Origin of the sequence: Achromobacter deleyi (genome assembly GCF_902859705.1) — a bacterium.
GTDB classification, from domain to species: domain Bacteria; phylum Pseudomonadota; class Gammaproteobacteria; order Burkholderiales; family Burkholderiaceae_B; genus Achromobacter; species Achromobacter deleyi.
In genome coordinates, this window is record NZ_CADIJO010000010.1 from 199,188 (window position 1) to 224,942 (window position 25,755).

Below are 25,755 nucleotides of genomic sequence, written 5' to 3' on the forward strand. Positions count from 1 at the left end.
CCGGGGTTCCCAGAGGCCTACATGCTCCAGCCCGTCTCGGCCAACACCGATCTGGCCGCCGCCCCGCCCGAGGTGGCCGCAGCCGCCCCCCAACCCGTCCTGCGGGTCAGCACGCTTTCCCCCTTTGCCTTTCCCGCGTTCCGCATCATCTGGATCGCCAACCTGTTCGCCAACCTGGGCACCTGGGCGCAATCCGTCGCCGCCGCCTGGGTCATCACCACCGAACAGAGCAGCCCGCTGATGGTCGCAATGATTCAGGTGGCGGCGGCCTTCCCGCTGGTGGCGCTGTCCATCCTGACCGGCGTGCTGGCCGACAACTACGACCGCCGCAAGGTCATGCTCACCGGCATGCTGCTGGAACTGGCCGGCGGCATCTTCATCACCATCCTGGCCTTCGCCGGCCTCTTGCACCCGGTCACCCTGATCATCTCGGTGTTCTGCATCGCCATCGGCAGCGCGGTCGTCACGCCCGCCTGGCAGGCCGCGGTGGGCGAACAGGTGCCGCGCGCCCACGTCGGCAGCGCGGTGCTGCTGAACAGCGTGAACTTCAACGTGGCGCGCGCCGTCGGCCCGGCCATCGGCGGCCTGCTGCTCGGCGCCACGGGCGCGCCCACCGTGTTCCTGCTGAACTGCGTCTGCTACGCCGGGCTGATCTGGGCCATCTGGCGCTGGCGCCGCGACATTCCCGAGCGGCGCCTGCCGCCCGAACGGCTCTTCGAAGGCGTGATCGCCGCGCTGCGCTACACCCAGCATTCCACCGTGACGCGGCTGGTGATGCTGCGGGCCTTTGCCTTTGGCCTGTCGGCCAGCGCCCTGTGGGCGCTGCTGCCGCTGCTGGCCTATGGCCACGAAGACGGCAACGCGCTGCTGTACGGCTACATGCTGGGCGCGCTGGGCGTGGGCGCCATCCTGGGCAGCGCCGTGGTCCGCCGGCTGCAGGCGGCCTGGGGTGCCGGCGGGCTGGTCAGCGCCGCCGCGGGGCTGCTCGCCGCCTGCCTGGTGGCGCTGGGCACGACCACCACCTTGTGGGTGGCCTTTCCCGCGCTGCTGCTGTCCGGCGGCTGCTGGATCGGCGTACTGGCCACCTACAACACCACGGTGCAGATGCTGGTGCCCGACTGGGTCAAGGCGCGCTCGCTGGCGCTGTACCAGACCGCCATCTTCGGCGGGCTGGCGGCCGGCTCGTTCATGTGGGGCCACTTCGCCGGCACCATGGGCGTGTCCGGCGCCCTGTCGGCAGCCGGCATCATGCTGGGCATCACCGTGGCCCTGCTGTACCGCTCGCGCCTGCCCGAACAGGTCGACACCCAATCGCTGGCACGCGCCGACAGCACCGAACCGGCCCTGTCGGCCGCGGGCTTCAACACTCAGCACGGCGCGGTGCTGGTGGCGGTGGAATACCTGATTCCCAAGGAAAAGCTGTCCGAACTCATTCGTGCCGCCGGACCGCTGCGCCAGCTGCGGCTGCGCAACGGCGCGCAGCAATGGCAGCTGTTTCGCGACCTGGAACGCGAAGGCGTCTGGCGCGAGGTCTTCCTGGTGGAAAGCTGGATGCAGTACCTGCGCATGCTCGACCGCCTGACGCTGGCCGACAAGATCGTGCTGGACCAGCTGCGGGCGCTGCACACGGGCGACAAACCGCCGGTGGTGTCGCGCAACGTCAGCTACCTGGCCATGAACGAAGCCCAGGGCTTCTCGCTGCGCCGCGAACCCGAATCCCTCTGACCCACAAGGCCCGACCATGCTGACCTCTCTCTGGCGTAAATGGCGTGCGTCGGGCCATGGCGGGCCTGCCCTGGACGTGATCCTGGCCGGCGCCGATCCCGATGCGCCGCTGGCACAGCGCAATCTGTGGATGGTGGACCTGTGCCGCTGGATCGACCGGCCAGGCCGTGCGCCGGCCGACGACGGCCGCCACCCGCAGCATGCACGCCTGCGCTACGTACTGCAGGTGCTGGAGCACAACCCGGCGCTGGCCACGCCCGTCGCCGCCACGCTGCGCTCGCTGATCGCCGACAACGACCCCACCTCGCTGCTGTGCGACACCGGCGTGGCCTCGCACCCCGGTTTCTGGGGGGAATTCTGGGAACGCGCGCAGGCCCGGCTGTTACCGCCGCCGCCCAACCGCAGCGACATGTTCGGCCTGTTTTCGCTGATCTTCCGCAAGGCCCACGATGCCTCGTGGATCGAAGCGCTGGACGACGACACGCTGACGCGCATGCGCCTGCTACTACGCCACGGCGACGGCGTGACGCGCGCCGATCCCGCCGCCCCCGAACCGCCGCCCCGTTTCCTCGAGGAAGCGCTCACCAGCAGCATCCAGGTGCTGGCCAGCCAGGTGCGCGCCACCGGCCTGAGTCAGGACATCCGCTCGCGCCTGCCCGGCCGCGTGCGGGAAAATCCCTTCTTTCCGCTGGCAACGGCCGCCGCCGAACTGTGCGACAGCGCGCCCGACACCCCGCGCGAGGTCTTCGGCCGGCGCCTGAACGTGTTCCGCGCGCTGCTCGACAGTTGCCGCGCGGCCTCGCAGCAGGTCTATGCCGAACTGGAACAGAACGGCGTATCGGTCGAAGTCGTCTTCCAGATCGAACGCATGAAGTTGCGCCTGGCGCGCATCGAACTGCTGCTCAGCGTATGGGTTGACCCCACTCAGCGCCATAAATACGTGCACCTGGCTGCCGAACTGATCCGCTCGACCCAGGCTCGCAGCAGCATCCGTCACCTGGCCGCCTCGTCGTTCGCGCAACTGGCCCGCCGCGTCATGGAACGCACCGCCGAAACCGGCGAACACTACATCGCGCGCGACCCCGCCGAATACCTGACGATGCTCAAGGCCTCGGCCGGCGGCGGCCTGGTGATGGTGCTGACGGTGTACCTGAAGTTCTTCATCGTCTCGCTGCACCTGGACAAGTTCATCGAAGGCCTGCTGGCCTCGCTGAACTACGCGGGCGGCTTTCTCGCCATCCACTTCGCCCACTTCACGCTGGCCACCAAGCAGCCCGCCATGACCGGCCCGGCGCTGGCTCACCGGCTGGACGAGGCCAATACCCCCGAGGGCCGCGAGGCCTTCCTGGACGACACCCTGTCCATGATCCGCTCGAACGCGGCCGCCATCCTGGGCAACCTGGCGGTGGTGTTTCCGCTGGCCTGGGCGGTGCAGTGGATAGCGCAGAACGCGCTGGACCGGCCCCTGATCGACGCGCAGAAAGCGCAGACCACGCTCGACTCGTTCTCGGCCTGGGGCCCCACGCCCATCTACGCCGCCGCCACCGGCGTGCTGCTGTGGCTGTCCAGCCTGGTCGCCGGGTGGGCCGACAACTGGTTCGCCCTGCACCGCGTGCACGACGTGATGGCCTACGACCGGCGCGTGCGCCACCTGTTCGGCACGCGCGGCGCGGCCCGCTGGGCGGGATTCTGGCAACGCAATATCTCCGGCATCGCCGGCAATGTCTCGTTGGGGCTGATGCTGGGCCTGGGGCCGGCCATCGTCAGCTTCTTCGGGCCGCACGTCGAAGTGCGACACGTGACGCTTTCCGCCGGCCAGATCGGATCGGCCATCGGCGCGCTGGGCTGGGAAGTCGTGCACACGCACGCGTTCTGGATGGCGGTGGCGGGCACCGCCTTGACCGGCATCCTGAACGTGGGGGTGAGCTTCGCATTGGCCTTCAACGTGGCGCTGCGCTCACGCAACCTGCGCCGCGGCGATCGCCAGGCGCTGGCCCTGGGCGTGCGCCGACGCATCTGGCAGCGCCCCGCCACGCTGTTCTGGCCGGTCAAGCCGCGGCCGGCGGCGCCGCAAGCCTGACCGGGGCCGCGCGGGCACGCCAGGCGGCGCCGCGCGCATCGAAGGGCGAACCCGCAGCTGGCGGCGCTACACGCCCGCTTCCGGCGCCCAACCGCCCGCCACGCGCTGCATCCGCGGCGATTCGAACGCACAGGCCAGCGGAATCGGCGCGCCCTCGGCATCCACCAGCCGCGTGCGCCAGCGCTCGCCCTGGCACATGGCTACCACGATACCGGCCACTTGCGCCTGGCAGCGCTGCAGCAACGTCAGGGCCGATGCCATGGTCTGGCCGGTGCTGACCGCATCGTCCACCACCAGCACGCGCCGCCCGCGCAGCATATCCGCCAGGTTCGGGTCCACGTACAGCAGCTTGCCGGCATCCGGCGTGGTCAACGAGCGCACCGGCACGGCCAGGCTTTCGTCATACCAGTACTTGCGCGAATAGCCGAACGGCACGTAACGCGAAAAGCCCAGCCCGCGCGCCACCAGCGGCGCGAATGCCAGCCCCAGCGTGGGCAGGCCCACCACGATCTCGGCGCCGAAGGCGCGCGCCCGTTCGGCCATGAAGCCGGCCAAAGTCTCCACCACGTCCAGGCTGGCGTGGTTGGCGATCAGCGACGCCACGCAGCGCCGCGGATCGGCCGGCACGCCGCGCAGCGGCAGCACCAGGTAACGGCCGTCGGGCAGGCGCGCCGGATAGCCGCCCGAGTAGGGCGGCTCGGCAGGAATCGTCAGCGCGTCGGCGGCGACGATCTCCTGCCAGTAGCCGGTGGTGGCGTCGAACGGTAGGAAGTCAGGCTCAGGGGCGTGCTCGCCCTGGACATCAGTAGCAGTCATGCGGTTCAGGAGCAGGGCGGCCGGCAGCGCTCAGCGCGCGCCGTCGGCCAGAAAGGCCTCGGCCAGCTTGACCCAGTAGCTGGCGGTGACCGGAAGAATGGCGTCGTTGAAGTCGTAGTCGGGGTTGTGCACCATGCAGCCGCCTTCGCCCTCGCCGTTGCCCACGATGAAATAGCTGCCCGGCACCGCTTCCAGCATGAAGGCGAAGTCGTCGCTGGCCTGCAGCGGTTCCAGGTCGGGAATCACGAGCGACTCGCCCAGCCAGTCGCGCGCCACAGCGGCCGCGAATTCGGTGGCGCCGGCATCGTTCACCACGGGCGGATAGCGCCAGCGGTAATCCACCGTCACGCTGGCCCGGTGCACCGCGGCCTGGGCCGTCGCGATCGCCGTGATGCGCTCGCGCAGCAGGGCGCGCGTCGTGGGCTTGCGGGCCCTGACGGTCAGGCGCAGCTCGACGGTCTTGGGAATCACGTTCGGCGCATCGCCGCCGTGAATGGCGCCGATGGTCACCACGGCCATGTCGTTGGGATCGATCTCGCGCGACACGATGGTCTGCAAGGCCAGCACGATATGGGCCGCAGCCACCACCGGGTCCACCGCCACGTGCGGCATGGCGCCGTGGCCGCCAACGCCGCTGACCGTCAGCACCACCGTGTCCGACGAGCTGTACATGGCCCCGGCGCGAAAGCCGAAATGCCCGGCCGGATAGCCCGGCTCGTTGTGAAAGCTGTACACCGCGTCGCACGGAAAGCGCTCGAACAGGCCGTCGGCGATCATCTTCTGTGCGCCGCCGTGGCCTTCCTCGGCCGGCTGGAAGATCAGGTGCAGCGTGCCATCGAACTGGCCGCGCTGCGCCAGCGCCTGGGCCGCGGCCAGCAGCGTGGCCGTGTGGCCGTCGTGGCCGCATGCGTGCATCTTGCCCGGGTGGGCGCTGGCATAGGGCAGGCCGGTGGTCTCGTGGATGGGCAGGGCGTCCATATCGGCGCGCAGCCCCAGGCGGCGCGTGCCGGTGCCGCGCCGCAAGGTGCCCACCACGCCGGTCACGCCCAGGCCGCGGTGCACCTCGAAACCCCAGGCCGCCAGGCGCTCGGCCACCAGGTCGCCGGTGGCGACCTCTTCATAGGCCAGTTCAGGGTTGGCGTGGATGCGGTGGCGCAACGCCACCATGTCGTCCTGGATCGCGCGAATCTCGGGCAGCACGGGGCCGGTGACGGCAAAGCTCATGGCGTCTACTCCTGCTGGATGTTGGCGCTTTTGACGATGTGCGCGTATACGTCTTTCTCTTTCTTCAGGAACGCGGCGAAGGCCTCGGGCGAGCCCTGGCCGGCGATGGCGCCGCCCTCGGCCAGGCGCTTTTGCACGTCGCTCATCTGCAGCACCGCGTTCAGTTCCTGGTTCAGGCGTTGCACCACCTCGGGCGGCGTGCCCGCCGGCACGAATACGCCGGTCCAGGTATTCAATTCAAAGCCCTTGAGTTCGGGCGTTTCGGCAAACGCCTGCACGTCCGGCAGCGTGGCGATGCGCGTGGCCGACGTCAGCCCCAGGGCGCGCAGCTTGTTCTGCTGCACCAGCGGCGTGGCGCTGGTGGTGACCAACAGGCCCAGGTCCACCTGGCCGCCCATGACATCGTTGGTGATCTGCGCGCCGCCGCGGTAGGGCACGTGCACCAGCTTGACCTTGGCCTGCTCCTGCATCACTTCCATCGCCAGGTGCAGCACGGTGCCCACGCCCGATGAGGCGTAGGTCAGCGTATCCGGCTTGCTGCGCGCCAAGGCGATCAGTTCCTGCATGTTGTTGGCCGGCAGGCCCGGACGGGCCAGCAGCACCACCGGCGCGGTGGTCACCAGCGCCACGGGCGCCAACGCCGTCTCGGCGTCGTATTTCACGGCCGGGTTGATCAGCCGCGCTACGCTGACCGGGCCATCAAAGCCCATCACCAGCGTGTAGCCGTCGGGCGCCGCGTGGGTCGCTTTGGCCACGCCCAGCACGCCGCCCGCGCCCGCCACGTTGTCCACGATGATGGACTGCTTCAGGCGCTCGGACAGCTTCTGGGCCACCAGGCGGGCGGTGGTGTCCACGTTGCCGCCCGGGCTGACGGGCACGATCAGGGTCAGCGGCTTGGCCGCGGGCCAGGCGTCGGCGGCACAGGCGGCCGGGGCGACACACAGCGCGGCCGCCAGCGTGGCGACGGACAGGAACAGGCGTTTGAACATGATGACGTGGATCCGCAACGGGCAAGGCGCGTCGGCCGACCGGCGCGCGCAGAGGGCGAGGGCGCCATCGTACGCAGCATCGCGTCATAACTGAAATGGGTTATTTTTATAGATTCATCAGGTAAATCTATGACCAAGCCGCCAGACCGGGGCCCGGCCCCGGCGTCCGCCAGCCCTGCCCGCCAGCCCACGCTGCGCCAATTGCGCGGCTTCAAGGAAGTGGCCCGCCACGCCAGCTTCAGCCGCGCGGCCGAGGCCCTGGCCCTGAGCCAGCCCGCCCTGTCGTCCGCCATCCGCGAGCTCGAAACCCTGATGGGCGTAACCCTGTTCGACCGCGGCACCCATCACGTGCGCCTGACGCCGGCCGGCCAGGCCGCGCGCGCGCAGATCGAATGGCTGCTCAACAGCTACACCCAGGGCACCGACGACCTGCGGCGCCTGCTGGACACCCAGGCCGCCACGGTGCGCATCGGCTGCATTCCGTCCACCATGCACCTGCTGGCGCCCGCCGTGGCCCAGTGGCGGCTGCGCCACCCCGAGATCGTGCTGATCCTGTCCGACCACCTGAACGACGAACTGATGGCCGCGCTGGCCAATGGCGAACTCGACATCGGCCTGGGCCTGGATTTCGGGCTGGCGCCGGGCCTGGCGGCAGCCTTCGTGGCCGAAGACGACCTGGTCGCCGTGCTGTCCGACAGCCACCGCCTGTCGCGTCGCCGCCAGATCACCTGGCAGGACCTGAAGCGCGAACCCCTGGCTGTGCTGTCGCGCGGCAGCACCTACGAAATGATCGTGTCGGCGCTGCGCCAGCAGGGCGCCGACCTGGCCGCCACCGACACGCTGAACTACACCGATACGCTCTACAGCCTGGTGCGCGCCGGCCTGCGGGTCGGCCTGATCTCGCGCCTGTACACGCAGGGACAGCGCCCCGACGGCCTGGCGATCGTGCCGCTGCAGCATCCACGGCTGACGCGCCGCATCAGCCTGATGGCACGCGCCCCCGAACAACAGGCGCGTGCCGCCGTGCAGCGCTGCTATACCGAACTGGCCAGCCTGCTGCGGGCCCGCGCCGCCGCGGCGGCGTGAAGGCGCCCCACCGCATCAGAACGTAATGGTGGCCGTGACCGTATCGCTGTAGTTTCCCGGCCGCGGCGTCGTCTGCACCGGCACGCGGCCATACACCGTGAACTGCTGGTTAGCCCCCGTGCCCGTATTGGTCAGCGGCGTACCACCCGTGACGCTATCGCCCCAGATCGTCGCGTAGTTGCTGTCCTGGTACAGCTGGTAGCTGACCGTATCTGCTGCGGTCTGGTGCTTCATCTTGCGCGCCGCCACGTTGTTGGCGACCGAGCCGCCATTGAGGGCCACCGAGAAGGCGTTGTTGTTGGTGCAGCGCACCGTGATCGTGCCATTGGCCGTCACCACGTGGTTCAGCAAGCCCTGCGAGGGAAACGCCAGGTTCGTCGCATTGATGGTGCAATTCTTCTGCACCGTCGCCTGCACGTTCAGCGGGATGCTCAGCGTCTGGGTTGGCGCGGCAATCGGGCAATTGATCAGCAGGGTGGACAGCAAGCCGACGGAAATGTCGACGCGGGCCGTCGTGGTATAGGTCTCGCTGTAAAGCGTATTGGCATTGCCGATGGTGGATACGCTTGATTGCCCGCCCGGCAGCTTGCCATAGAACGAAAACGAGGCCGACGCATTGCCGCCAAGCGCCGGACCCGCCAGCAGCACCGAGGTCGGCGCGCTGGTCGTCGCCGCCCCCCACACCTGGGTATGGCCGCTGTCCGTGTACAGGTTGTAGTTCATGCGCAAAGCGCCGGCCCCCAGCGCCCGCGCGGCCACCGACGGACTGGTGTTGCCCACGCCCGCCGAAAAGCACAGGCGCGCGCCCAGTGCCAAGGCCGTGAAATTGCAGGTCACCGTGACCGTGTTGCTATCGGCAAACGTATCGGCAGGCAGCAACGGATTGACGTTGCCGAAGTTGACCGAGCTGACGGTGCCGGCCGCCAACGAGCAAGTCGTCGCCTGCGCATTCGCCGACCACCCCAAGCCCAGCAAGGCTCCCACCAAGAACAACGCGCACTTCATTGACCCGGCTCCTTCAACGGTTGGCACACGAACGGCCCCAATGTCGGCAATGGCCGCGCGGGGTCATGCTGATACGGAAACTCCACCACGCAGGACACGCCGCCGCCCTTGATGCGCAGGTGGTTCTCCGGCTTCAGGTCTTTGACGAAGGCGATGCCGTCGTACCCCACCACCGACTGCTTGCCGCTTTCCACATGCGCCACCTGCACGCCCACCGGCACCGCGCTGCCGTCCGGCAGTTGCAACACCACCGACGCCGCGGCGTAGCGCTGCAGCTGGAACTTGGCCAGCACGCCGGAACCGGCCTGCGGCACCACCACGACCTTGGTGGATTCCAGCTTCATGTCCACCGGCAGCTCATCGGGGTCGATGGACAGGCGGTTGATCTGATAGGAATTCAGGTCCGGCACCAGCAGGTGCCCGGCGCTGTTGGTGCGGCCCAGCTTGCGGTTTTCATGCAGCACCGCCACATCCGGCGTGCCATCGGTGCTGACCAGCGCGAAGCCGTCGTTGATGCGGCGCGACGGCGTCAGGGACCCATCCATCAGCACCACCGCGCCAGAGGCCTGCACCGCCGCCTGGCTCTTGCCCGCGTAGTCCTGGCCCAATGCGGTCAGCTGGCCGTAGCGGCCCAGGAACTGCACCTTGCCCTGGTTGTACTGGCCGCCGCCGCTGCGGCCGTTCTCCACGCCCCAGCCCCAGCCGCCGTCGTAATCCACGTTGCGCTGTGCGCCCACGCTGTAGATATTCTGCTCGCCCTGCTTGCCGGCCGACGCGTTGATCTGGGTGTTGTCGCCCAGCAGGATCGAAAAGGCCAGGTAGACGCCGTGCGAACCGGTCTGGGCGAAATCGTTGTACGCGCTTACGTTCATCGACACGCGGCTGTGCAGATTGGCCGTATAGGACGCCGACCCGATCCGGGCGGCCGGCGACTGCGGCATGCGAAAGCCGATGTAGCTGAACGCCATGCTCTGCGAGGTCGTGAGCGGCAGCGAAAACGTCACCCGGTCGGTCTGGCGCGGCACCGGCACGTCTTCGCGTGAACCCAGGTCGCCGTAATCGCCCAGCGCACGCACGGTCTGCAGTTCCACGCTGAAGGCGGGCTGCACATACTGATAGCCCAGGCTGACCTGCCCGCCCGCATGGTTGCCGGCGCTGCCCGACAACGCCCCGTTGATCACGCCGGCCTGCCCCAGCCTTACCAACGCGCCCGCCCCCACGTTGTAGACGCCTGCGCTCATCTCGCTATGGCCTTCCAGCGTCAACGCGTCGTCCAGCCCATAGCGGCCGGACGCCGTGAATGCGGGCCGCTTGTCGTAATCGAACGACCGCACGCTGAACAGGCGCCGCGCAAAGCCCGCTTCGATGGAATAGCTGGACAGCCCCGCCGCCAGCATGCGGGTGTCGATATACAGCGGCACCGACGTGCTGACACTGCGCCCCAGCGCGTCGCGCGTCACCAGCGTGGCCTGGCCCGACCCGGTGATGCCGGGAATCTGGTTCACCACGAACGGCCCGGCCGGCACGTTGCCCGAATACTGCTGCACCCCGTTCACGTACAGCGACACCGACGACGGCACCACCGACGAGGCGCTCAAGGACGACACCGGAAAGGTCACCAGGTCGGGCCGCAGCGCAAAGTTGCGGCCCCACTGAATGCCCGCCACGCGCACCGAGCGCGACCAGTTCAACGACGACGTGATCGTGTCGCCCACTCGCAGCGTGCGCAGCGTTTCCTGGTTCGACTGGGTCCAGTAGGTGTCGTAGCGCACATAGCGGTCGGCGCGTCCGCCCAGGTAGGCGGTGCCGGTATTGTTGAACGTGCCGTGCGGATCGAAATAACGCTGCTCGGTATACATCGACACCTTGTTGTAGGCGTCGGTCTGCGCATAGGCCTCGTAATTCAGGATCAGGCCGCGGCCCGAGGTGGCCGGCGGCGTCTTGGGCAGGCCGCGCGTGTCCACCTGGTAGGGCTGGCGCAGCGCGTCCGGCACCACCAGGTTCACCGACTGCATCGCCGCGTTGTACGTGTAGCGCAGGCCGGCCACGTCATCGAGCCGGACCTCGCTGTCCGGCGATGCACCCAGCTTGCTGATGTCCACTCCCACCGACCCCAGGGCGCCGGGGCTGGCCGACAGCCGACCCTGCGCATCTCGAAAGCGCAGCAACTGGCTGGTGTTCACACCGTTGATACTCACCTCCAAATAGACGTCGCGCTCGGCGATATCGCCGAACGACACCAGTTGGATGGGCGCGTCCGCCGCAGCCGCCGACGCCCCGATCAAGAAGAGCGCGAGACGGCATGCGCAGCGCCCGCAAGCACGGATAGCGCGTACTGCCATGGGCTGCCTTCTCTTACCCCGCGGCCGCCGGCAAGGCTGGCGCGCAGCGCAATCAGTCAGTCAACTCGCGGAGTCACGGTGACGGCGCTGCCGTTCACCAGAGCCTTGATTTTCAGCGGGCCGGCCGCGCCGTGTTTGACGGGTATCCGCCACTCGCGCTGCCGCTGGGCCAACGCGTAGCCCAGCAAACCATCCACTTTCGCCACCTGCGCATCCGCGCCAGTCACGATCTGCAGCGACGCCACCTGGGCATAGCGCGTGCCGGTGTTGGCCAGCCGCAGGACCCATTCCTTGTCCGCGCGCGTCACCCGCCAGTCCAGTTCGGGCGTCGGCTCGGGCGTGGCGCCCGCCACGAACACCGGCACCGAATAACGCATGCGCAACACGACGCCGTTGACCAGCGGGGTGGCGGGGTCCGGAATCTCGTCGATCACCAGGCGGTAGCTTTTCTGCAGCGGCGCCAGGTCATTGCCCGCCCGCACCAGCCGCACCAGTTGCTCGCCCTTGGCCGGCACCTGGATGATGGGCGGGCTGGCCTGGATCTCGGTCGTGGGCGTCAGCACGTCGTCACCCTGCGCCTGGTCCCAGGCATATACGCGCACCTGGCCGTAGATGGGCGTGGTTCCGGGATTGCGCAGCATGATGCCGGTGGCGGCCTGCTGCGGCGCCAGGTCCACCAGCACCGGCGATATCTGCAATGTCGCCGCTTGCGCAGGCAGGCTGGCCACGCCGATGCAGGCGGCCAGCAGCGCGCCTGCCAGCCATCGGATCACGCCGCTCCCGCCCGAATGATTTCCGATCGGGCGACCCACTAGAAATACACCGTCGCGGTGACGGTGGACGAATACGTATCGGGCGCCGGGGTCGCCTGCGCGGGCACCGTACCGGTGACCGTCAACGCCTGCGATGCCCCGCTGCCGGTGCCGCCGACGCGATCCGACGCGCCGGTGTCGCCCCACACCACGGTCTGGTTCGGCGCGGGCTGATACAGCTGATAGGCCACGGTGGACGTCGTGTTGCCCGTGGCCGTGCCGTTCATGAGCCGGTTGGTCAGGGTGGACCCGGTGCCAGTGCCGGCGCTCAGGCCGACCGTATAGGGGGTAGTGTTGGTGCAGGTGACATTCACGGTGGTGGTATTGCTGAACGCGGTGTTCAGAACCCCGTGACTGCCGAAATTGAGATTATTCGCGGCGATCGTGCAGTTTGCCGTGATGGTCAGCGTCACCACCATGTTGGCGGTGGTTTGTGCCTGGGCCGCCAGCGGCATTGCACCGGCGGTCGCCAAGGCCAGAGTCGTCGCGCACAAAGACAAGCGTTTCATGAAATCACCCCCACGAAATACTGTTGCACTATCAGACTTGCATACGAAACATGGTACGTCGGATATAGCGGCGAAGCGCGATTCGGTTAATTTTCAAATTGGGTTATTTACCCTTTCTAACCGATTCGATTAAAAAACCACGGCGAGCGGACGCGGTTTCTCTATGAAAACATGCTTCGGGCAGTATGGGATAAATTGTTGTAAATCAGCAAATTAGATAATTTCCATTAGTAACAAAAACCACGGAATTCAAGACCTTTGCGGCACTGCACGATTATTCGGGCGGATTATTGGGCCGACGACAAAGCGTGACCACCCGGTCGCATTATCTGGCGCAGCGCCCCCGGCCCCTCCCACGCGCTGCGCCGGCCGCCCCTGGCTGACGAAGCGTTGAATCGCCATGTCGCACTAGAATCAACGCACCAACCCCTCACTTCCGGTCGGCGCCCCCTTGGCCCCGACGGCTTGCCGCGCGGCTCCTCATGTTCTCGTTCTCACGCAATACCATCTATCCCGCGGGCCAGGGCCTGCCGGCGTCCGAACGCCTGGGCGCGCTGCTGGCCGTCATGCTGGCCGTCTGCATGGCCAGCCTGGACACCGCCATCGCCAACACCGCGCTGCCCACCATCGCGCGCGACCTGCAAGCCAGCGATGCCGGTTCCATCTGGGTCATCAGCGGCTACCAGCTGGCCATGGTGGCGGGCCTGCTGCCGGCGGCCGCGCTGGGCGAGATCCTGGGGCATCGGCGGGTGTACATGGTGGGCATCGTGGTGTTCACCCTGTCGTCGCTGGCGTGCGGGCTGGCGCCGTCGCTGCCGGTACTGGTGGCCGCACGCATCCTGCAAGGGCTGGGCGCGGCCGGCGTCATGAGCGTCAACGCCGCCTTGCTGCGCTTCATCTACCCCGCCCCCGTGCTGGGACGCGGCATGGGGCTCAATGCGATGGTGGTGGGCCTGTCATTTGCCGCCGGCCCCACCGCGGCGTCCACCATCCTGCTGCTGGGGTCGTGGCACTGGCTGTTCCTGATCAACGTGCCCATCGGCTTGCTGGCCATGGGGCTGGGCCTGCGCGGCCTGCCCGAAACCACGCGGTCCACGCACGGCTTTGACGGCGTGGCCGCGGCGCTGTGCGCAACGACGCTGGGCCTGTTCGTGCTGGGCTCGAACGAACTGGCGCACAGCGCGCCGTGGCCGCGCGTCACGCTGGAATGGGGCCTGGCCGCGGCCAGCCTGTGGCTGCTGATGCGCCGGCAAGCCGGCCATCCGGCCCCGATCCTGGCGGTGGACCTGCTGCGCCGGCCGCTGTTTGCCCTGTCGGCCGCCACGGCCGTCTGCGCCTTCGCGGCGCAGGCGCTGGCCTTCGTGTCGCTGCCTTTCCTGTTCCAGACCGTGCTGGGCTACACCCAGGTGCACACCGGTTTCCTGATCACACCGTGGCCGGTCGTAGTAGCCATCATGGCGCCCATCGCCGGGCGCCTGTCGGACCGTTATCCGGCAGGCATGCTGGGTGGCGTGGGCCTGGCCTTGCTGGCCTTGGGCATGGCCTCGCTGGCCCTGTTGCCGGCCGCGCCGTCGGCCTGGGACATTTCCTGGCGCATGGCGCTGTGCGGCGCCGGCTTCGGTTTCTTCCAGTCGCCCAACCTGCGCGCCATCATGACGTCGGCCCCGCCGTCGCGCGCGGGCGGCGCCAGCGGCATGATCGGCACGGTGCGCCTGCTGGGCCAGGCCACCGGCGCCGCCCTGGTGGCTGCATGCTTCAACGTGTCGACCACGCATGGCGCGGTGATGTCGCTGTGGCTGGGCGGCCTGTGCGCAGCGCTGGCCAGCCTGGCCAGTTTTGCACGGCTGCGCTTCGGCGCCGTGGAGCCCGCGCAAGCGGCGGCAACCCGCTGAAACCCCGATTTATTGCGGTTAATTTCGATATATTCCAGGACAGGCCAGACATATACGTAAGATGTGCAACACCTGCTAAATATCGTTCAGGCGGGGCCGTTGTCCGGGTGTAGTCCCTCTCTACACCCTAGAAAGACGCGTATGACACAGTTCCTGAAAGACATCACCATCCGCCGCATGATCCTGTGCACACTGCTCATGATCAGTGTCCTGCTAGCCGGCCAATCGGCCATCAGCATCAACGGGTTGCACCACTCCGGCGAAGCGCTCGCCGACAGCAACGAACTCCTGAACGAAGTCTCTTCGCTTGCCCGCATCAACGATCAGATCATGCGGGCCCGCCTGCGTCTGTCCCGCCAACTGGAATACGCCCGCGACGGCCTGGCCGCCCCTGCCGCGGAGGAAGGCCGCGCCATCGACGTGGCCGTGGAAGAAGCCCGCAAGAACCAGGCGCTGTTCCTGGAATCGGCGCAGCGCGACACCCCCGCCGCGATCCTGGAACCGCTGCGCAGCGACTTCGATGCGCTGGTCAATGGCGGCATCGCCGTCCAGCGGGGCTTTCTGGCCCAGGACGATGTTGAAAAGGCCCGCGCCCACGCCGCCGGCCCGGTCATCACCGCCAGCCGGGCCTACGGCAAAAGCATCGAAAACTATGAGGCCTATGCCAAGGAACGCCAGGAGGCGCTGGGCAAGCGCGCCGTCGACGAACGCCGCAACGCCTACCTGGGCATCGGCATCGTGCTGGGCGTGAGCCTTTTGCTGCTGTTCCTGGGTGACCGCTACGTCGTGGCCTTCGTGCGGCGCCCGCTGGACGACATCAAGCAGCATTTCCAGCACATCAGCCGCGGCGACCTCACCGTGCCCATCGCCACGTTCGGCGGCAACTGCGCCGGGCAGCTGATTCCCTATCTGCAGGAAATGCAGGCCAGCCTGGCCCGCACGGTGCATGCCGTGCGCGACGGTGTGGCCGAGATCAACACCGGGTCCAGCGAAATCGCCGCAGGCAACCAGGACCTGTCCAGCCGTACCGAGCAGCAGGCCGCGTCGCTGGAGGAAACCGCCGCCAGCATGGAAGAGCTGCTGTCCACCGTGACCAGCAACGCCGACAACGCCCGCCAGGCCAACGCCATGGCGGCCGAGGCATCTCAGGTGGCGCGCCGCGGCGGCGAGGCCGTGCAAAGCGCCGTGGCCACCATGCGTGAAATCACGCAGGACTCGGGCCGCATCGAAGACATTGTCGGCGTGATCGACGGCATTGCGTTCCAGACCAACATCCTGGCCCTGAACGCGGCGGTGGAAGCCGCCCGTGCCGGCGAGCAAGGCAAGGGCTTCGCGGTGGTGGCGGGCGAAGTGCGTTCGCTGGCGCAGCGCAGCGCCAGCGCCGCCAAGGAAATCAAGCAATTGCTCAGCACATCCGGCGCCACGGTGCAGGCCGGGTCCGTGCAGGTCGAGACCGCCGGGCGCACCATGCAGGAAATCCAGGCGGTGATCGAACGCCTGACGCTGCTGGTGGGCGATATTGCCGCCGCCTCGCGGGAACAGGTCACGGGCATCGACCAGGTCAACACGGCGGTCACGCAGATGGACCAGGTGACGCAGCAAAACGCGGCCCTGGTCGAACAGGCTGCCGCCGCAGCCGCCTCGCTGGAATCGCAGGCCCAGCGTCTGCAAAGCTCGGTCAGCGCCTTCCGGCTGCCTGGCCCGGATGCCGGCCACGAGACCTTGGTCCTGCCGGTACGGGAACGCCTGGCGCTATCGGCGTAATCCGACAGGCGGGCCGTCGCCACGGCCCGCCTGTCGGCAAGACAAGCCGCGCCTTATTCCAGCGCGGTGGCGCACACGGGCTCGCCGTGGCGCACTACCCGCTTGGGCAGCTCGCCGCCGATCCAGTAAGCCAGTTCGGCGGGATGTGAAATATCCCAAGCGACAAAGTCGGCCGTCATGTCCGCCGCCAACACGCCATGCGTGGCCTGCAAGCCCAGCGCACGAGCCGCGTGCACGGTGGCCCCGGCCAGCGCCTCTTCGGGTGTCAGCCGGAACAGCGTGCACGCCATGCTCAGCATCAAGCGCAGCGACAGGGCAGGCGACGTGCCCGGGTTCAGATCGCTGGAAATTGCGATGGGTACGCCATGGCGCCGCAGCAGGTCAATGGGCGGCAGTTGCGTTTCGCGTAGCGCGTAGAACGCGCCCGGCAGCAGCACCGCCACCGTGCCCGCCGCGGCCATCGCCAACACGTCGGATTCGGTCAGGTATTCCAGGTGGTCGGCCGACAGCGCGCCGTAGCGCGCGGCCAGGCTGGCGCCGTGCAGCGACGACAACTGCTCGGCGTGCAGCTTGACCGGCAGGCCAAGGTGCGCGGCAGCCTGGAAGACGCGTTCGACCTGCGCCGGTGAAAACGCCAGGTGCTCGCAGAAGGCATCCACCGCATCGACCAGCCCTTCGGCCGCCAGCACCGGCAGCATGCGGCGCGCCACTTCATCGATATAGTCGTCGGCGCGGCCGGCAAATTCCGGGGGCAGCGCGTGCGCGGCCAGGCAGGTGGCGCGCACCGTAAGCGGCAGCGTCTGGCCCAGGCGCCGCGCCACGCGCAGCATCTTGCGTTCGTTGGGCAGGTCCAGCCCGTAGCCCGACTTGATCTCCAGCGTGGTCACGCCGTCTCGCAACAGATGCAGGGCGCGCTGGCGGGCGCTGGCATACAGCTGCGCCTCGGTGGCCTCGCGGGTGGCACGCACCGTGCTGGCAATGCCGCCGCCCTGCGCCGCGATCACCGCGTAATCCACGCCTTGCAGCCGCTGTTCGAATTCCTGGCTGCGGTTGCCGCCGAACACCAGGTGGGTGTGGCAATCGATCAGGCCGGGCGTGACCCAGGCGCCGCCCAGGTCATGCTCGTGCTCGGTGGCGATGTGCGGCAGCGCGTCTTCGGGGCCGATCCAGGCGATGCGCGCGCCGTCGGTCACCAACGCCGCGCGTTCGATCATCGAATAGCGGCCATCGGCCATCGTGGCGGCGTGGCAGTTGCGCCATACCTGTTTCATCGCGCGCTCCGTCAAAGACTGGGCAACAGGCCCGGGGGCACCAAAGCATTCAAGTGGCGAGCGCCGATCAATTGGCTGGCCGCCTCGATGTCGGGCGCGAAGAAGCGGTCTTTCTCGTAGTGCGCCACTTTTTCGCGCAGCAGGCCGCGGGCCCGCTCCAGCTTGGGCGACGTCTTCAGGCCGGCGCGAAAATCCAGCCCCTGGCAGGCGCCCAGCCATTCGATCGCCAGGATGTCGCGCACGTTCTCGGCCATGGGCCACAGCCGCTTGCCGGCATTCGGCGCCATCGATACGTGGTCTTCCTGGTTGGCCGACGTGGGCAGGCTGTCGACGCTGGCGGGATGGGCCAGCGCCTTGTTGTCGCTGGCCAGCGCCGCCGCAGTCACCTGGGCGATCATGAAGCCCGAATTCACGCCGCCATTGCTGACCAGGAAGGGGGGCAGCTGCGACATGTGCTTGTCCATCATCAGCGAAATACGGCGTTCGGACAGGGCGCCGATCTCGGCCAGCGCCAGCGCCAGATTGTCGGCCACCAGCGCCACCGGTTCGGCGTGGAAATTGCCGCCCGACAGCACGTCGCCTTGCTCGGCGAACACCAGCGGATTGTCGGACACCGCGTTGGCCTCGATCTGCAGCACCTCGGCCACATGGCGGATCTGCGTCAGGCAGGCGCCCATGACTTGCGGCTGGCAGCGCAGCGAATAGGGGTCCTGGACCTTGTCGCAATCCACGTGCGAATGGCCGACCTCGCTATCGTCGGTCAGCAGGTCGCGGAACACCGCGGCCACGTCGATCTGGCCGATCTGGCCGCGCGCCTCGTGGATGCGGGCATCGAACGGCACGCGCGAGCCCAGCATGGCTTCCACGCTGAGGCTGCCGCAGACCAGGCCGGCGGCCAGCAGGTCTTCGGCCTCGAACAGGCCGCGCAGCGCGTAGGCGGTGGATACCTGGGTGCCGTTCAAGAGCGCCAGCCCTTCCTTGGCGGCAAGCGTCAGGGGTTCGAGCCCGGCGCGGGCCAGGGCCTCTCTGGCCGGCAGCCATTCTCCGCGATGGCGTGCCCGGCTCTCACCCAGCAGCAACAGCGACATATGGGCCAGCGGCGCCAGGTCGCCCGAGGCGCCCACGGACCCCTTGAGCGGAATGTGCGGATAGACGCCGGCATTGACCAGCGCAATCAGGCTGTCGATGACATGGCGTCGAATACCCGAACGGCCCCGCGCCAGGCTGTTGATCTTGAGCACCATGATGAGCCGCACCATCGCATCGTCCAGCGGCTCGCCCACGCCGGCCGCATGCGACAGCACCAGCGAGCTTTGCAGCGCCTGCAGGTCTTCGCGCGCGATCTTGGTGGACGCCAGCAAGCCGAAGCCGGTATTGATGCCGTAGGCCGTGCGGCCTTCGGCGATGATGCGTTCGACGCAGGCGACGCTGGCGTCTATGGGACCGTAGGCCGCCGGGTCCAGCGTCACGCGGCCCGGCTGCTGGTACACCTGGCGCAATTGCGCCAGGGAGAGATGGCCGGGGTTCAGGTGCAGATCCATTGTTTTTCTCCAGGACGATGGGGCCGTGTCATGCAATATCGTGCCGGCCTCCGGCAGCCAACACCATGGGCGCGGGCAGCGGATCACGACGGGCAAACAGGTAATACAGGATGCCGGGCACGATCAGCCCGATGATCCAGGAAATATCGACGCCGCCCAGGTGTGCAACCAATGGGCCGGTGTAGAGCTTGGTCGAGATGAAGGGCATCTGCACCAGCACGCCGAACACATACACCAGAATACCGGGCCAGTTCCAGCGGCCATAGCGGCCGTCAGGGTCCGACAACGCGGCAACGTCGTAGCGCCCGTGGTTGATGAAGTAATAGTCCACCAGGTTGACGGCGCTCCAGGGCGTGAAGAACGCCAGCAGGAACAGGATGAACGACTTGAACGCATTCAGGAACGAATGCTGTCCGACCAGCGCCACACAGGTGGCCGCGCCCACGATCACCAGCACGAAGCACAGGCGCTGGCGCCGCGTGATGTCGACATGGCCGCGAAAGCCGCTGATGATGGTGGCGATGCACATGAAGCTGCCGTAGGAATTGAGCGTCGAGATCGTCACCTTGCCGAAGGCGATGCTGAAATACAGCAGCGCCGCCATCGTGCCGGTGCCGCCCAGGCCGACGATGTAAGCCACCTCGCGGCCGGCGAACTGGCCCGCGGCCATCGCGGCTGCCAGCACGCCCAGCACCATGGCGATCTGCGCGCCCAGCACCGAGCCCAGGCCCACCGCCAGGAAGGTCTTGAACGACGACGTGCGGCTGGGCAGATAGCGTGAGTAGTCCGCCACATACGGCCCATAGGCGATCTGCCACGATGCCGCCAGCGACACGGCCAGCAAGAACGAAGTCCAGCTGAAATGCCGGATCTGCAGCAGCTGCCCGACGTCGCCCAGCGCGATCACCCGGCTGAACAGGTACACGAACGCGATCAGTCCCAGCACGCTGGCGACGCGGCCGATAAGGTGGATCATGCGGTAGCCGAACACCGTCACCGCCATGATGACGGCGGCAAAAAGCAGGATGCCCGCGCTGTCGCTCATGCCAAGCAACCGACCGATGGCCTGTCCCGACAACACCGTGCCGGTGGCCGTGAAGCCCAGGTACATCAGGCACACCAACGCAATCGGGATTGCTGCGCCATACACACCGAACTGCACGCGGCTGGAGATCATTTGCGGCAAGCCTAGCTTAGGGCCTTGCGCCGCGTGCAGCGCCATGACCGCACCACCGAATACCTGACCGATGAGCAGGCCGATCAACGACCAAAAGACATCCCCGCCCAGCACCACGGCCAATGCCCCGGTGACGATCGCGGTGATCTGCAAGTTGGCGCCCATCCACAGCGTGAACTGACTGTAGAGTTTGCCGTGCCGTTCGGTTTCCGGAATGAAGTCGATCGACCTCTGCTCCAACAGGGCTCCTTTCGAAGCCGGCCCTTCCTGCTCCATCATGAATCTCCTTGCGGGCACCGGCCCCCGGTGCCCTTGTTCTTATTGAACCTGATAACCGGCCGGGATTAACGCAGCGCGTCGACCATGGGCAGATTCAGGCCGTTCTCGCGGGCGCAATCAATGGCGATTTCGTAGCCGGCATCGGCATGGCGCATCACGCCAGTAGCCGGGTCGTTGGTCAACACGCGAGCGATGCGTTCGGCCGCGGCGTCGGTTCCATCGCACACGATCACCATGCCCGAGTGTTGCGAATAACCCAGCCCGACGCCGCCGCCGTGGTGCAGCGACACCCACGTTGCGCCACCAGCGGTGTTCAACAGCGCATTGAGCAGCGGCCAGTCGGACACGGCGTCGGAGCCATCGCGCATCGATTCGGTTTCACGGTGAGGACTGGCCACTGAGCCGGAGTCCAGGTGGTCGCGGCCGATGACGACGGGCGCGGACAGTTCTCCGCTACGCACCATCTCGTTGAACGCCAGGCCGAGTTTGGCGCGCTGACCCAGACCCACCCAGCAGATGCGCGCGGGCAAGCCCTGGAAATTGATCCGCTCACGCGCCATGTTCAACCAATGGTGCAGATGCGCGTCATCGGGAATCAGTTCCTTGACCTTGGCGTCGGTCTTGTAGATGTCTTGCGGATCGCCGGACAACGCGGCCCAGCGGAACGGACCCACACCACGGCAGAACAGGGGCCGGATATAGGCCGGAACAAACCCCGGGAAGTCGAACGCGTTGGCCACGCCTTCATCCTTGGCCATTTGCCGGATGTTGTTGCCGTAATCGAACGTGGGAACACCCATCTTCTGGAATGCCAGCATGGCCGTAACATGCGTCGCCATCGATTGCTTTGCAGCCTTGATGACCACGGCGGGCTCTCGCTTGGCGCGTTCACGATACTCCGCCCAGGTCCAGCCAGTGGGCAGGTAACCATTGAGCGGATCGTGGGCGCTGGTCTGGTCCGTGACCAGGTCCGGCCGCACGCCACGCCGCACCAGTTCAGGCAGGATCTCGGCGGCGTTGCCGCACAGCGCCACCGAGATGGCGTGGCCTTCCTTGGTGTACTTCGCGATACGAGCCAGTGCGTCGTCAAGATCGGAAGCCTGCTCGTCCACGTAGCGGGTGCGCAAGCGAAAGTCGATGCTGGTCTGCTGGCATTCGATGTTCAGCGAGCAAGCGCCCGCCAGGGTGGCCGCCAGCGGCTGCGCACCGCCCATACCACCCAGACCCGAGGTCAACACCCAACGGCCGGTCAGGCTGCCGCCGTAATGCTGGCGCCCAGCCTCGACAAAGGTTTCATAGGTGCCTTGCACAATGCCTTGACTGCCAATGTATATCCAGCTGCCGGCGGTCATCTGGCCGTACATGGCCAGGCCCTTGGCGTCCAGTTCATTGAAGTGTTCCAACGTCGACCAATGCGGAACCAGGTTCGAGTTGGCGATCAGCACGCGTGGTGCGTTGGCATGGGTCTTGAATACGCCGACTGGCTTGCCCGACTGAACCAGCAAGGTCTCGTCATCGTTCAGCTGGGTCAGCGATTCCACGATCTTGTCATAGCAATCCCAGTCCCGAGCGGCCCGGCCAATTCCGCCGTAGACCACCAGTTCTTTGGGGTTTTCAGCGACGTCGGGATCCAGATTGTTCATCAACATGCGCAGCGGCGCTTCGGTCAGCCAGCTCTTGGCCGTCAACTTGGTGCCGTGCGGCGCGCGGATTTCCACGTTGCGGTATTTGTTCGAATTCTGCATGACTCGATCTCCATTTCCATTCACTCCACGCATTGGATAGAACGCGCAGCAGCGTGGAAGAATGATAAGACGTCTATGGTTGTATATACAAGTACGGGTTTTAAAAAAATTCCCTAGGGATTTCCCCAGGGAAATTTTCTGACACGGTCAGCGATTGCACGGTGTCAGCTCGATCAGGCAGGCGTCAAGCGCCCCCTCTGTGCGCAAACGATAGGCGTGCAGACCGGGCCGCGCATCGATCTGCAGGCAGTCGTAGCACGAGGGAATGTCGTGCCATGCGTCGCCCACATTGACGGACATCGGAAGCGGGGCCGCATTCAGCACCAACACGCTGCGGGCAGAGCTGTGGAAAGCCCAGTCTCCGACGCCAGTCACCCACTGCAAGCGCGCGTGATAGCGGGCCGGCGAATAGATCAGGTTGAAATCGCGGATGGGGCCGTTCACCAGCCGGCAGTCCACCGCCGCGTCACCCGAGAACGCGTAGGCCTGGCGCGGCCCCAGCGGCGCCTGCGCCTGGCCGTCCACCGTCAGTGCTATGCCGGCGCCTTCCAGCACGGTGATGATGCGCTGCAAGCCGCTGAATGATGAAAAGCCGCCGTCCTGCGCCACCTCGGCAATCGACAGCCGCCAGTCGAATGCCGCGCTGCTGCCACCCGGGTTGCACGCCACTTCCTGCGTGATGCCGCCGCCATTGCGCCACGGCATGCGGGGATAGTCCTGCGCCCGGTACAGGCGCGCATCGGGATGCTTCATTGGGAAAACTTTCCTTCAAGACGGTGACGCGATCCGGGGTGGATCAGGCGGGCCAGCGTCACCACGCGCTCGCCCGACCAGGTGCGGCGGCGGATCAGCAGACAGGGTTCGGTGCGGTCGATCTGCAGCAGCTGACATTCGCGCGGTTTGGCGACGATGGCCTCGACCACGTGCTCGCCTTCGGTCAGCGGCGCGACGCGGGTCAGGTATTCGTAGGGCGTGTGCTGCGTGAAATCCTGCTGCAGGTAGTCTGGCGCCAGCCGCACATTGACGTAGCGGTCTTCCAGCTGGATCGGCACGTCGTCCTCGAAGTGCACGATGATGGAATGGAACACCGGCTGGCCTTCGCGGATATCCAGCGCCGAGGCCTGCTCGCCGCCCGCGGGTTCTTCGACCAGCCGCACCACGCGGCTATGGTGCCGGTGGCCGCGGGCCGTGATTTCATCCGCAATATTGTTGACGGCGAACAGCGCCGAACGCGTCTTGGGCTGCGCCACGAACGTGCCCACGCCTTGCATGCGCACCAGCAGGCCTTCCGCCGTCAGTTCGCGCAGCGCACGGTTGACGGTCATGCGCGAGTAGCCCAGTTCCTGCACCAGTTCGCTTTCGGACGGTACACGGTAATGCGCGGGCCAGGCGCCGCTGCGGATCTGCTGGGCGATCATCTGCTTGAGATGCGCATAGAGCGGGGCCGGCGGGGCGGTGGCCTGGGCGGGCAGGCGGGGCGGGGAAGAAGCCACGGAAATATCCTGTGTCGTGCCGTTGGTCGAAAGCGGATTATAGGGGGGCACTAGACATGTACAGACAACGCGACCTGCGTCGTGCATCCGCGTTCACGCGGCCCCCGCGTTGCGCCGCAAATGACTGACAAATGCCACCGCGGTGTCTGACAAGGTCTCGCCTTTGCGCGTCAGCACGCCGAAAGCCTTCAGGTCCTTGCCCACCGATAGGTTCAACGCAGTCAACAGGCCAGCGCCCACGTGGTCGCGCAGCACCGATTCGGGCAGCATCGCGATGGCGTCGCTGGACTGCACCAGCTGCAATGTGGCGAAGATGGATGAGCACTCGATGGCGTCGCCAGGGCCCGCCACGCCCGCCCGCGCGAATTCGCCTTCCAGCAGTACCCGTGCGGGGCTGGACAGCATTTGCAGCACCCAGGGCCAGCGCACCAGCTCGTCCCAGGTGAGCCGACGCTTGCGCGCCAGCGGATGGCCATTGCGCACGAATACCCGCAAAGGCTCGTCGGCCAGCGGCTGGAAATCGAAGCGATTGTGGTCGAGCGGGCCCGTATAGCGTCCGACCGCCAGCTCGATTTCGTGACGGTCGAGCAGCAGGCCGATCTGGTCGCTGGTTTCGCCCAGGATGCGGATGTTCAGCCGCGGCCGCTCGCGCTTGATGTCGGCCACCGCGCGCGCCACCAGGTCGGGCGCGGCCCCCATGATGGCGCCGAACACCAGGTGGCCGTGGCCGCCGCGGCGCTTGGCGTCCAGGTCTTCCAGGAAGCGTTCCAGGCCAGCCTGTGTCTGGCGCGCATAGGTCACCACCTCCTGACCCAATGGGGTGACTGTCATGCCGCGCGCATGCCGCTCAAACAAGGCAAAGCCGAACGCTTGTTCGATATCCGCCAGCATCTTGGTGGCGGATGGCTGCGTGACGCTGATCTGCGCCGCCGCCTGATTCAGGGTGCCCGCTTCGTCCAGCGCGCTGAGCAGTGCCCAATGCTTGAGCCTGAGTCGATTCACCAGCCGCGGGGCCAGGGCCATAGGTTGCTCCGAGCAATTCCAAAACGGAATGTCTTGGTCTGAATAATTGATTGGAATGATATAGCCGGCCCTCCTACAGTTCAACGGACACGAACCCCTGGAACACGGAGACAACATGACGCCATTCATCCCCGGCCAAGCGCCCGCCACCCCCTGCCTCGGAGCCGCCGCATGAACCAGCTGGACCTCAACGGACGCGTCGCGGTAATCACTGGAGGCGCGCAAGGCATCGGCTACGCCGTCGCCGAACGCATGCTGCGATCCGGCGCCCAGGTGGCGCTGTGGGACGTCAATGCAGCCGCCCTGGGGACTGCCCGCGAGGCGCTGGCCCCGTTGGGCAACGTCGGCATCGTCGACGTCGAACTGACGGCCGGCGCCTACGTCGACGCTGCGACCGCGGCCACCCTTCGAACGCACGGCCAGATCGACATCCTGGTCAACAGCGCCGGCATCACCGGCGGCAATGGCACGCTGTGGGAATTGCCGGTGGACATGTGGCGCCGCGTCATCGAGGTGAACCTGATGGGATCGTACCTGGCTTGCCGCGCCGTCGTGCCCCACATGATTGCGCGCGGCTATGGCCGTATCGTCAACATCGCATCCATCGCGGGCAAGGACGGCAACCCCAACGCTTCGCACTACAGCGCTTCCAAGGCCGGGTTGATCGGGCTGACCAAATCGCTGGGCAAGGAACTGGCGCAGACCGGCGTGCTGGTCAACGCGGTGACGCCGGCGGCGGCCAAGACGCCTATCTTCGATTCGATGAAACCCGAGCACATCGATTTCATGCTGTCCAAAATTCCGATGGGCCGCTTCCTGCAGGTGGACGAAGCCGCCGCGATGATCGGCTGGCTCAGCTCCGAGGACTGCGCGTTCAGCACCGGCGCGGTGTTCGACCTGTCGGGCGGGCGCGCCACGTATTGAGCGCGTCCGAGCAGTCTCCGAGGCCCTGCCTGACAGGGCCTCGGCATAAAACATAACG

General features: G+C 67.0%; 20 protein-coding genes. 6 read left to right on the forward strand and 14 right to left on the reverse strand.

Annotation, left to right across the window (positions count from 1 at the left end):
* Window positions 1–21: 21 nt before the first annotated feature.
* Both HV798_RS16490 and HV798_RS16495 read left to right on the forward strand, forming a co-directional pair.
* Window positions 22–1,725, forward strand: coding sequence for an MFS transporter (locus tag HV798_RS16490; RefSeq protein WP_175193239.1), 1,704 nt, complete (start codon window positions 22–24; stop codon window positions 1,723–1,725).
* Window positions 1,726–1,741: 16 nt separating this feature from the next.
* On the forward strand, window positions 1,742–3,805 hold the full coding sequence (locus HV798_RS16495) for a site-specific recombinase (RefSeq protein WP_175193240.1): 2,064 nt from the start codon (window positions 1,742–1,744) through the stop codon (window positions 3,803–3,805).
* Window positions 3,806–3,871: 66 nt separating this feature from the next.
* Here the strand turns inward: HV798_RS16495 and HV798_RS16500 are convergent, their stop codons facing one another.
* From HV798_RS16500 to HV798_RS16510, 3 genes are read right to left on the reverse strand one after another with little or no spacing between them, the layout of a single operon-like run.
* Window positions 3,872–4,621, reverse strand: coding sequence for a phosphoribosyltransferase (locus HV798_RS16500; RefSeq protein WP_175193241.1), 750 nt, complete (start codon window positions 4,619–4,621; stop codon window positions 3,872–3,874).
* A gap of 30 nt (window positions 4,622–4,651) precedes the next feature.
* Window positions 4,652–5,845: a M20 aminoacylase family protein gene (locus HV798_RS16505; RefSeq protein ID WP_175193242.1), complete on the reverse strand. Its 1,194-nt coding sequence runs from the start codon at window positions 5,843–5,845 to the stop codon at window positions 4,652–4,654.
* Between the two features lie 5 nt (window positions 5,846–5,850).
* On the reverse strand, window positions 5,851–6,834 hold the full coding sequence (locus tag HV798_RS16510) for a Bug family tripartite tricarboxylate transporter substrate binding protein (RefSeq protein WP_175193243.1): 984 nt from the start codon (window positions 6,832–6,834) through the stop codon (window positions 5,851–5,853).
* A gap of 129 nt (window positions 6,835–6,963) precedes the next feature.
* Between HV798_RS16510 and HV798_RS16515 the strand changes: the two genes are divergently transcribed.
* Window positions 6,964–7,920, forward strand: a complete 957-nt coding sequence (locus HV798_RS16515; protein WP_175193244.1) for a LysR family transcriptional regulator — start codon at window positions 6,964–6,966, stop codon at window positions 7,918–7,920.
* A 15-nt stretch (window positions 7,921–7,935) separates the two neighbouring features.
* Here HV798_RS16515 and HV798_RS16520 read toward each other — a convergent pair whose 3' ends face one another.
* From HV798_RS16520 to HV798_RS16535, 4 genes are read right to left on the reverse strand one after another with little or no spacing between them, the layout of a single operon-like run.
* A complete protein-coding gene (locus HV798_RS16520; RefSeq protein WP_175193245.1) occupies window positions 7,936–8,925 on the reverse strand; it encodes a Csu type fimbrial protein in 990 nt (329 codons plus the stop codon).
* Entirely contained in the window at window positions 8,922–11,267 is a 2,346-nt protein-coding gene (locus tag HV798_RS16525; protein WP_175216474.1) for a fimbria/pilus outer membrane usher protein, read from the reverse strand. Before HV798_RS16525 ends, HV798_RS16520 begins: the two co-directional genes overlap by 4 nt.
* Before the next feature lie 56 nt (window positions 11,268–11,323).
* Window positions 11,324–12,040, reverse strand: a complete 717-nt coding sequence (locus tag HV798_RS16530) for a fimbrial biogenesis chaperone (RefSeq protein ID WP_025139849.1) — start codon at window positions 12,038–12,040, stop codon at window positions 11,324–11,326.
* 38 nt (window positions 12,041–12,078) lie between these two features.
* A complete protein-coding gene (locus HV798_RS16535) occupies window positions 12,079–12,588 on the reverse strand; it encodes a Csu type fimbrial protein (RefSeq protein ID WP_175193247.1) in 510 nt (169 codons plus the stop codon).
* Between the two features lie 482 nt (window positions 12,589–13,070).
* On the opposite strand from HV798_RS16535, the gene HV798_RS16540 reads away from it, so the two are divergent.
* Window positions 13,071–14,480, forward strand: a complete 1,410-nt coding sequence (locus tag HV798_RS16540; RefSeq protein WP_175193248.1) for an MFS transporter — start codon at window positions 13,071–13,073, stop codon at window positions 14,478–14,480.
* A 141-nt stretch (window positions 14,481–14,621) separates the two neighbouring features.
* A complete protein-coding gene (locus HV798_RS16545; protein WP_175193249.1) occupies window positions 14,622–16,244 on the forward strand; it encodes a methyl-accepting chemotaxis protein in 1,623 nt (540 codons plus the stop codon).
* Between the two features lie 53 nt (window positions 16,245–16,297).
* Here HV798_RS16545 and hutI read toward each other — a convergent pair whose 3' ends face one another.
* The 7 genes from hutI to HV798_RS16580 all read right to left on the reverse strand — a co-directional run bounded on the left by hutI (window position 16,298) and on the right by HV798_RS16580 (window position 24,773).
* On the reverse strand, window positions 16,298–17,515 hold the full coding sequence (hutI, locus tag HV798_RS16550) for an imidazolonepropionase (RefSeq protein ID WP_175193250.1): 1,218 nt from the start codon (window positions 17,513–17,515) through the stop codon (window positions 16,298–16,300).
* An 11-nt stretch (window positions 17,516–17,526) separates the two neighbouring features.
* Window positions 17,527–19,056, reverse strand: coding sequence for a histidine ammonia-lyase (gene hutH, locus HV798_RS16555; protein ID WP_175193251.1), 1,530 nt, complete (start codon window positions 19,054–19,056; stop codon window positions 17,527–17,529).
* A 28-nt stretch (window positions 19,057–19,084) separates the two neighbouring features.
* A complete protein-coding gene (locus HV798_RS16560) occupies window positions 19,085–20,509 on the reverse strand; it encodes a purine-cytosine permease family protein (protein ID WP_175193340.1) in 1,425 nt (474 codons plus the stop codon).
* Between the two features lie 68 nt (window positions 20,510–20,577).
* Window positions 20,578–22,257, reverse strand: a complete 1,680-nt coding sequence (gene hutU / locus HV798_RS16565; RefSeq protein ID WP_175193252.1) for a urocanate hydratase — start codon at window positions 22,255–22,257, stop codon at window positions 20,578–20,580.
* A gap of 147 nt (window positions 22,258–22,404) precedes the next feature.
* Window positions 22,405–23,010, reverse strand: a complete 606-nt coding sequence (locus tag HV798_RS16570) for a HutD/Ves family protein (protein ID WP_175193253.1) — start codon at window positions 23,008–23,010, stop codon at window positions 22,405–22,407.
* Complete coding sequence (gene hutC / locus HV798_RS16575; protein WP_175193254.1) at window positions 23,007–23,750, reverse strand: histidine utilization transcriptional repressor HutC; 744 nt, start codon at window positions 23,748–23,750, stop codon at window positions 23,007–23,009. The genes HV798_RS16570 and hutC overlap by 4 nt, the downstream gene beginning before the upstream one ends.
* 93 nt (window positions 23,751–23,843) lie before the next feature.
* The gene (locus HV798_RS16580; RefSeq protein WP_175193255.1) at window positions 23,844–24,773 is read right to left on the reverse strand and encodes a LysR family transcriptional regulator; all 930 of its coding nucleotides are present in this window, start codon (window positions 24,771–24,773) and stop codon (window positions 23,844–23,846) included.
* A 171-nt stretch (window positions 24,774–24,944) separates the two neighbouring features.
* On the opposite strand from HV798_RS16580, the gene HV798_RS16585 reads away from it, so the two are divergent.
* Window positions 24,945–25,697 (forward strand): SDR family NAD(P)-dependent oxidoreductase, encoded by a 753-nt coding sequence (locus HV798_RS16585; RefSeq protein ID WP_175193256.1) that lies wholly within the window; start codon window positions 24,945–24,947, stop codon window positions 25,695–25,697.
* Window positions 25,698–25,755 lie beyond the last annotated feature (58 nt).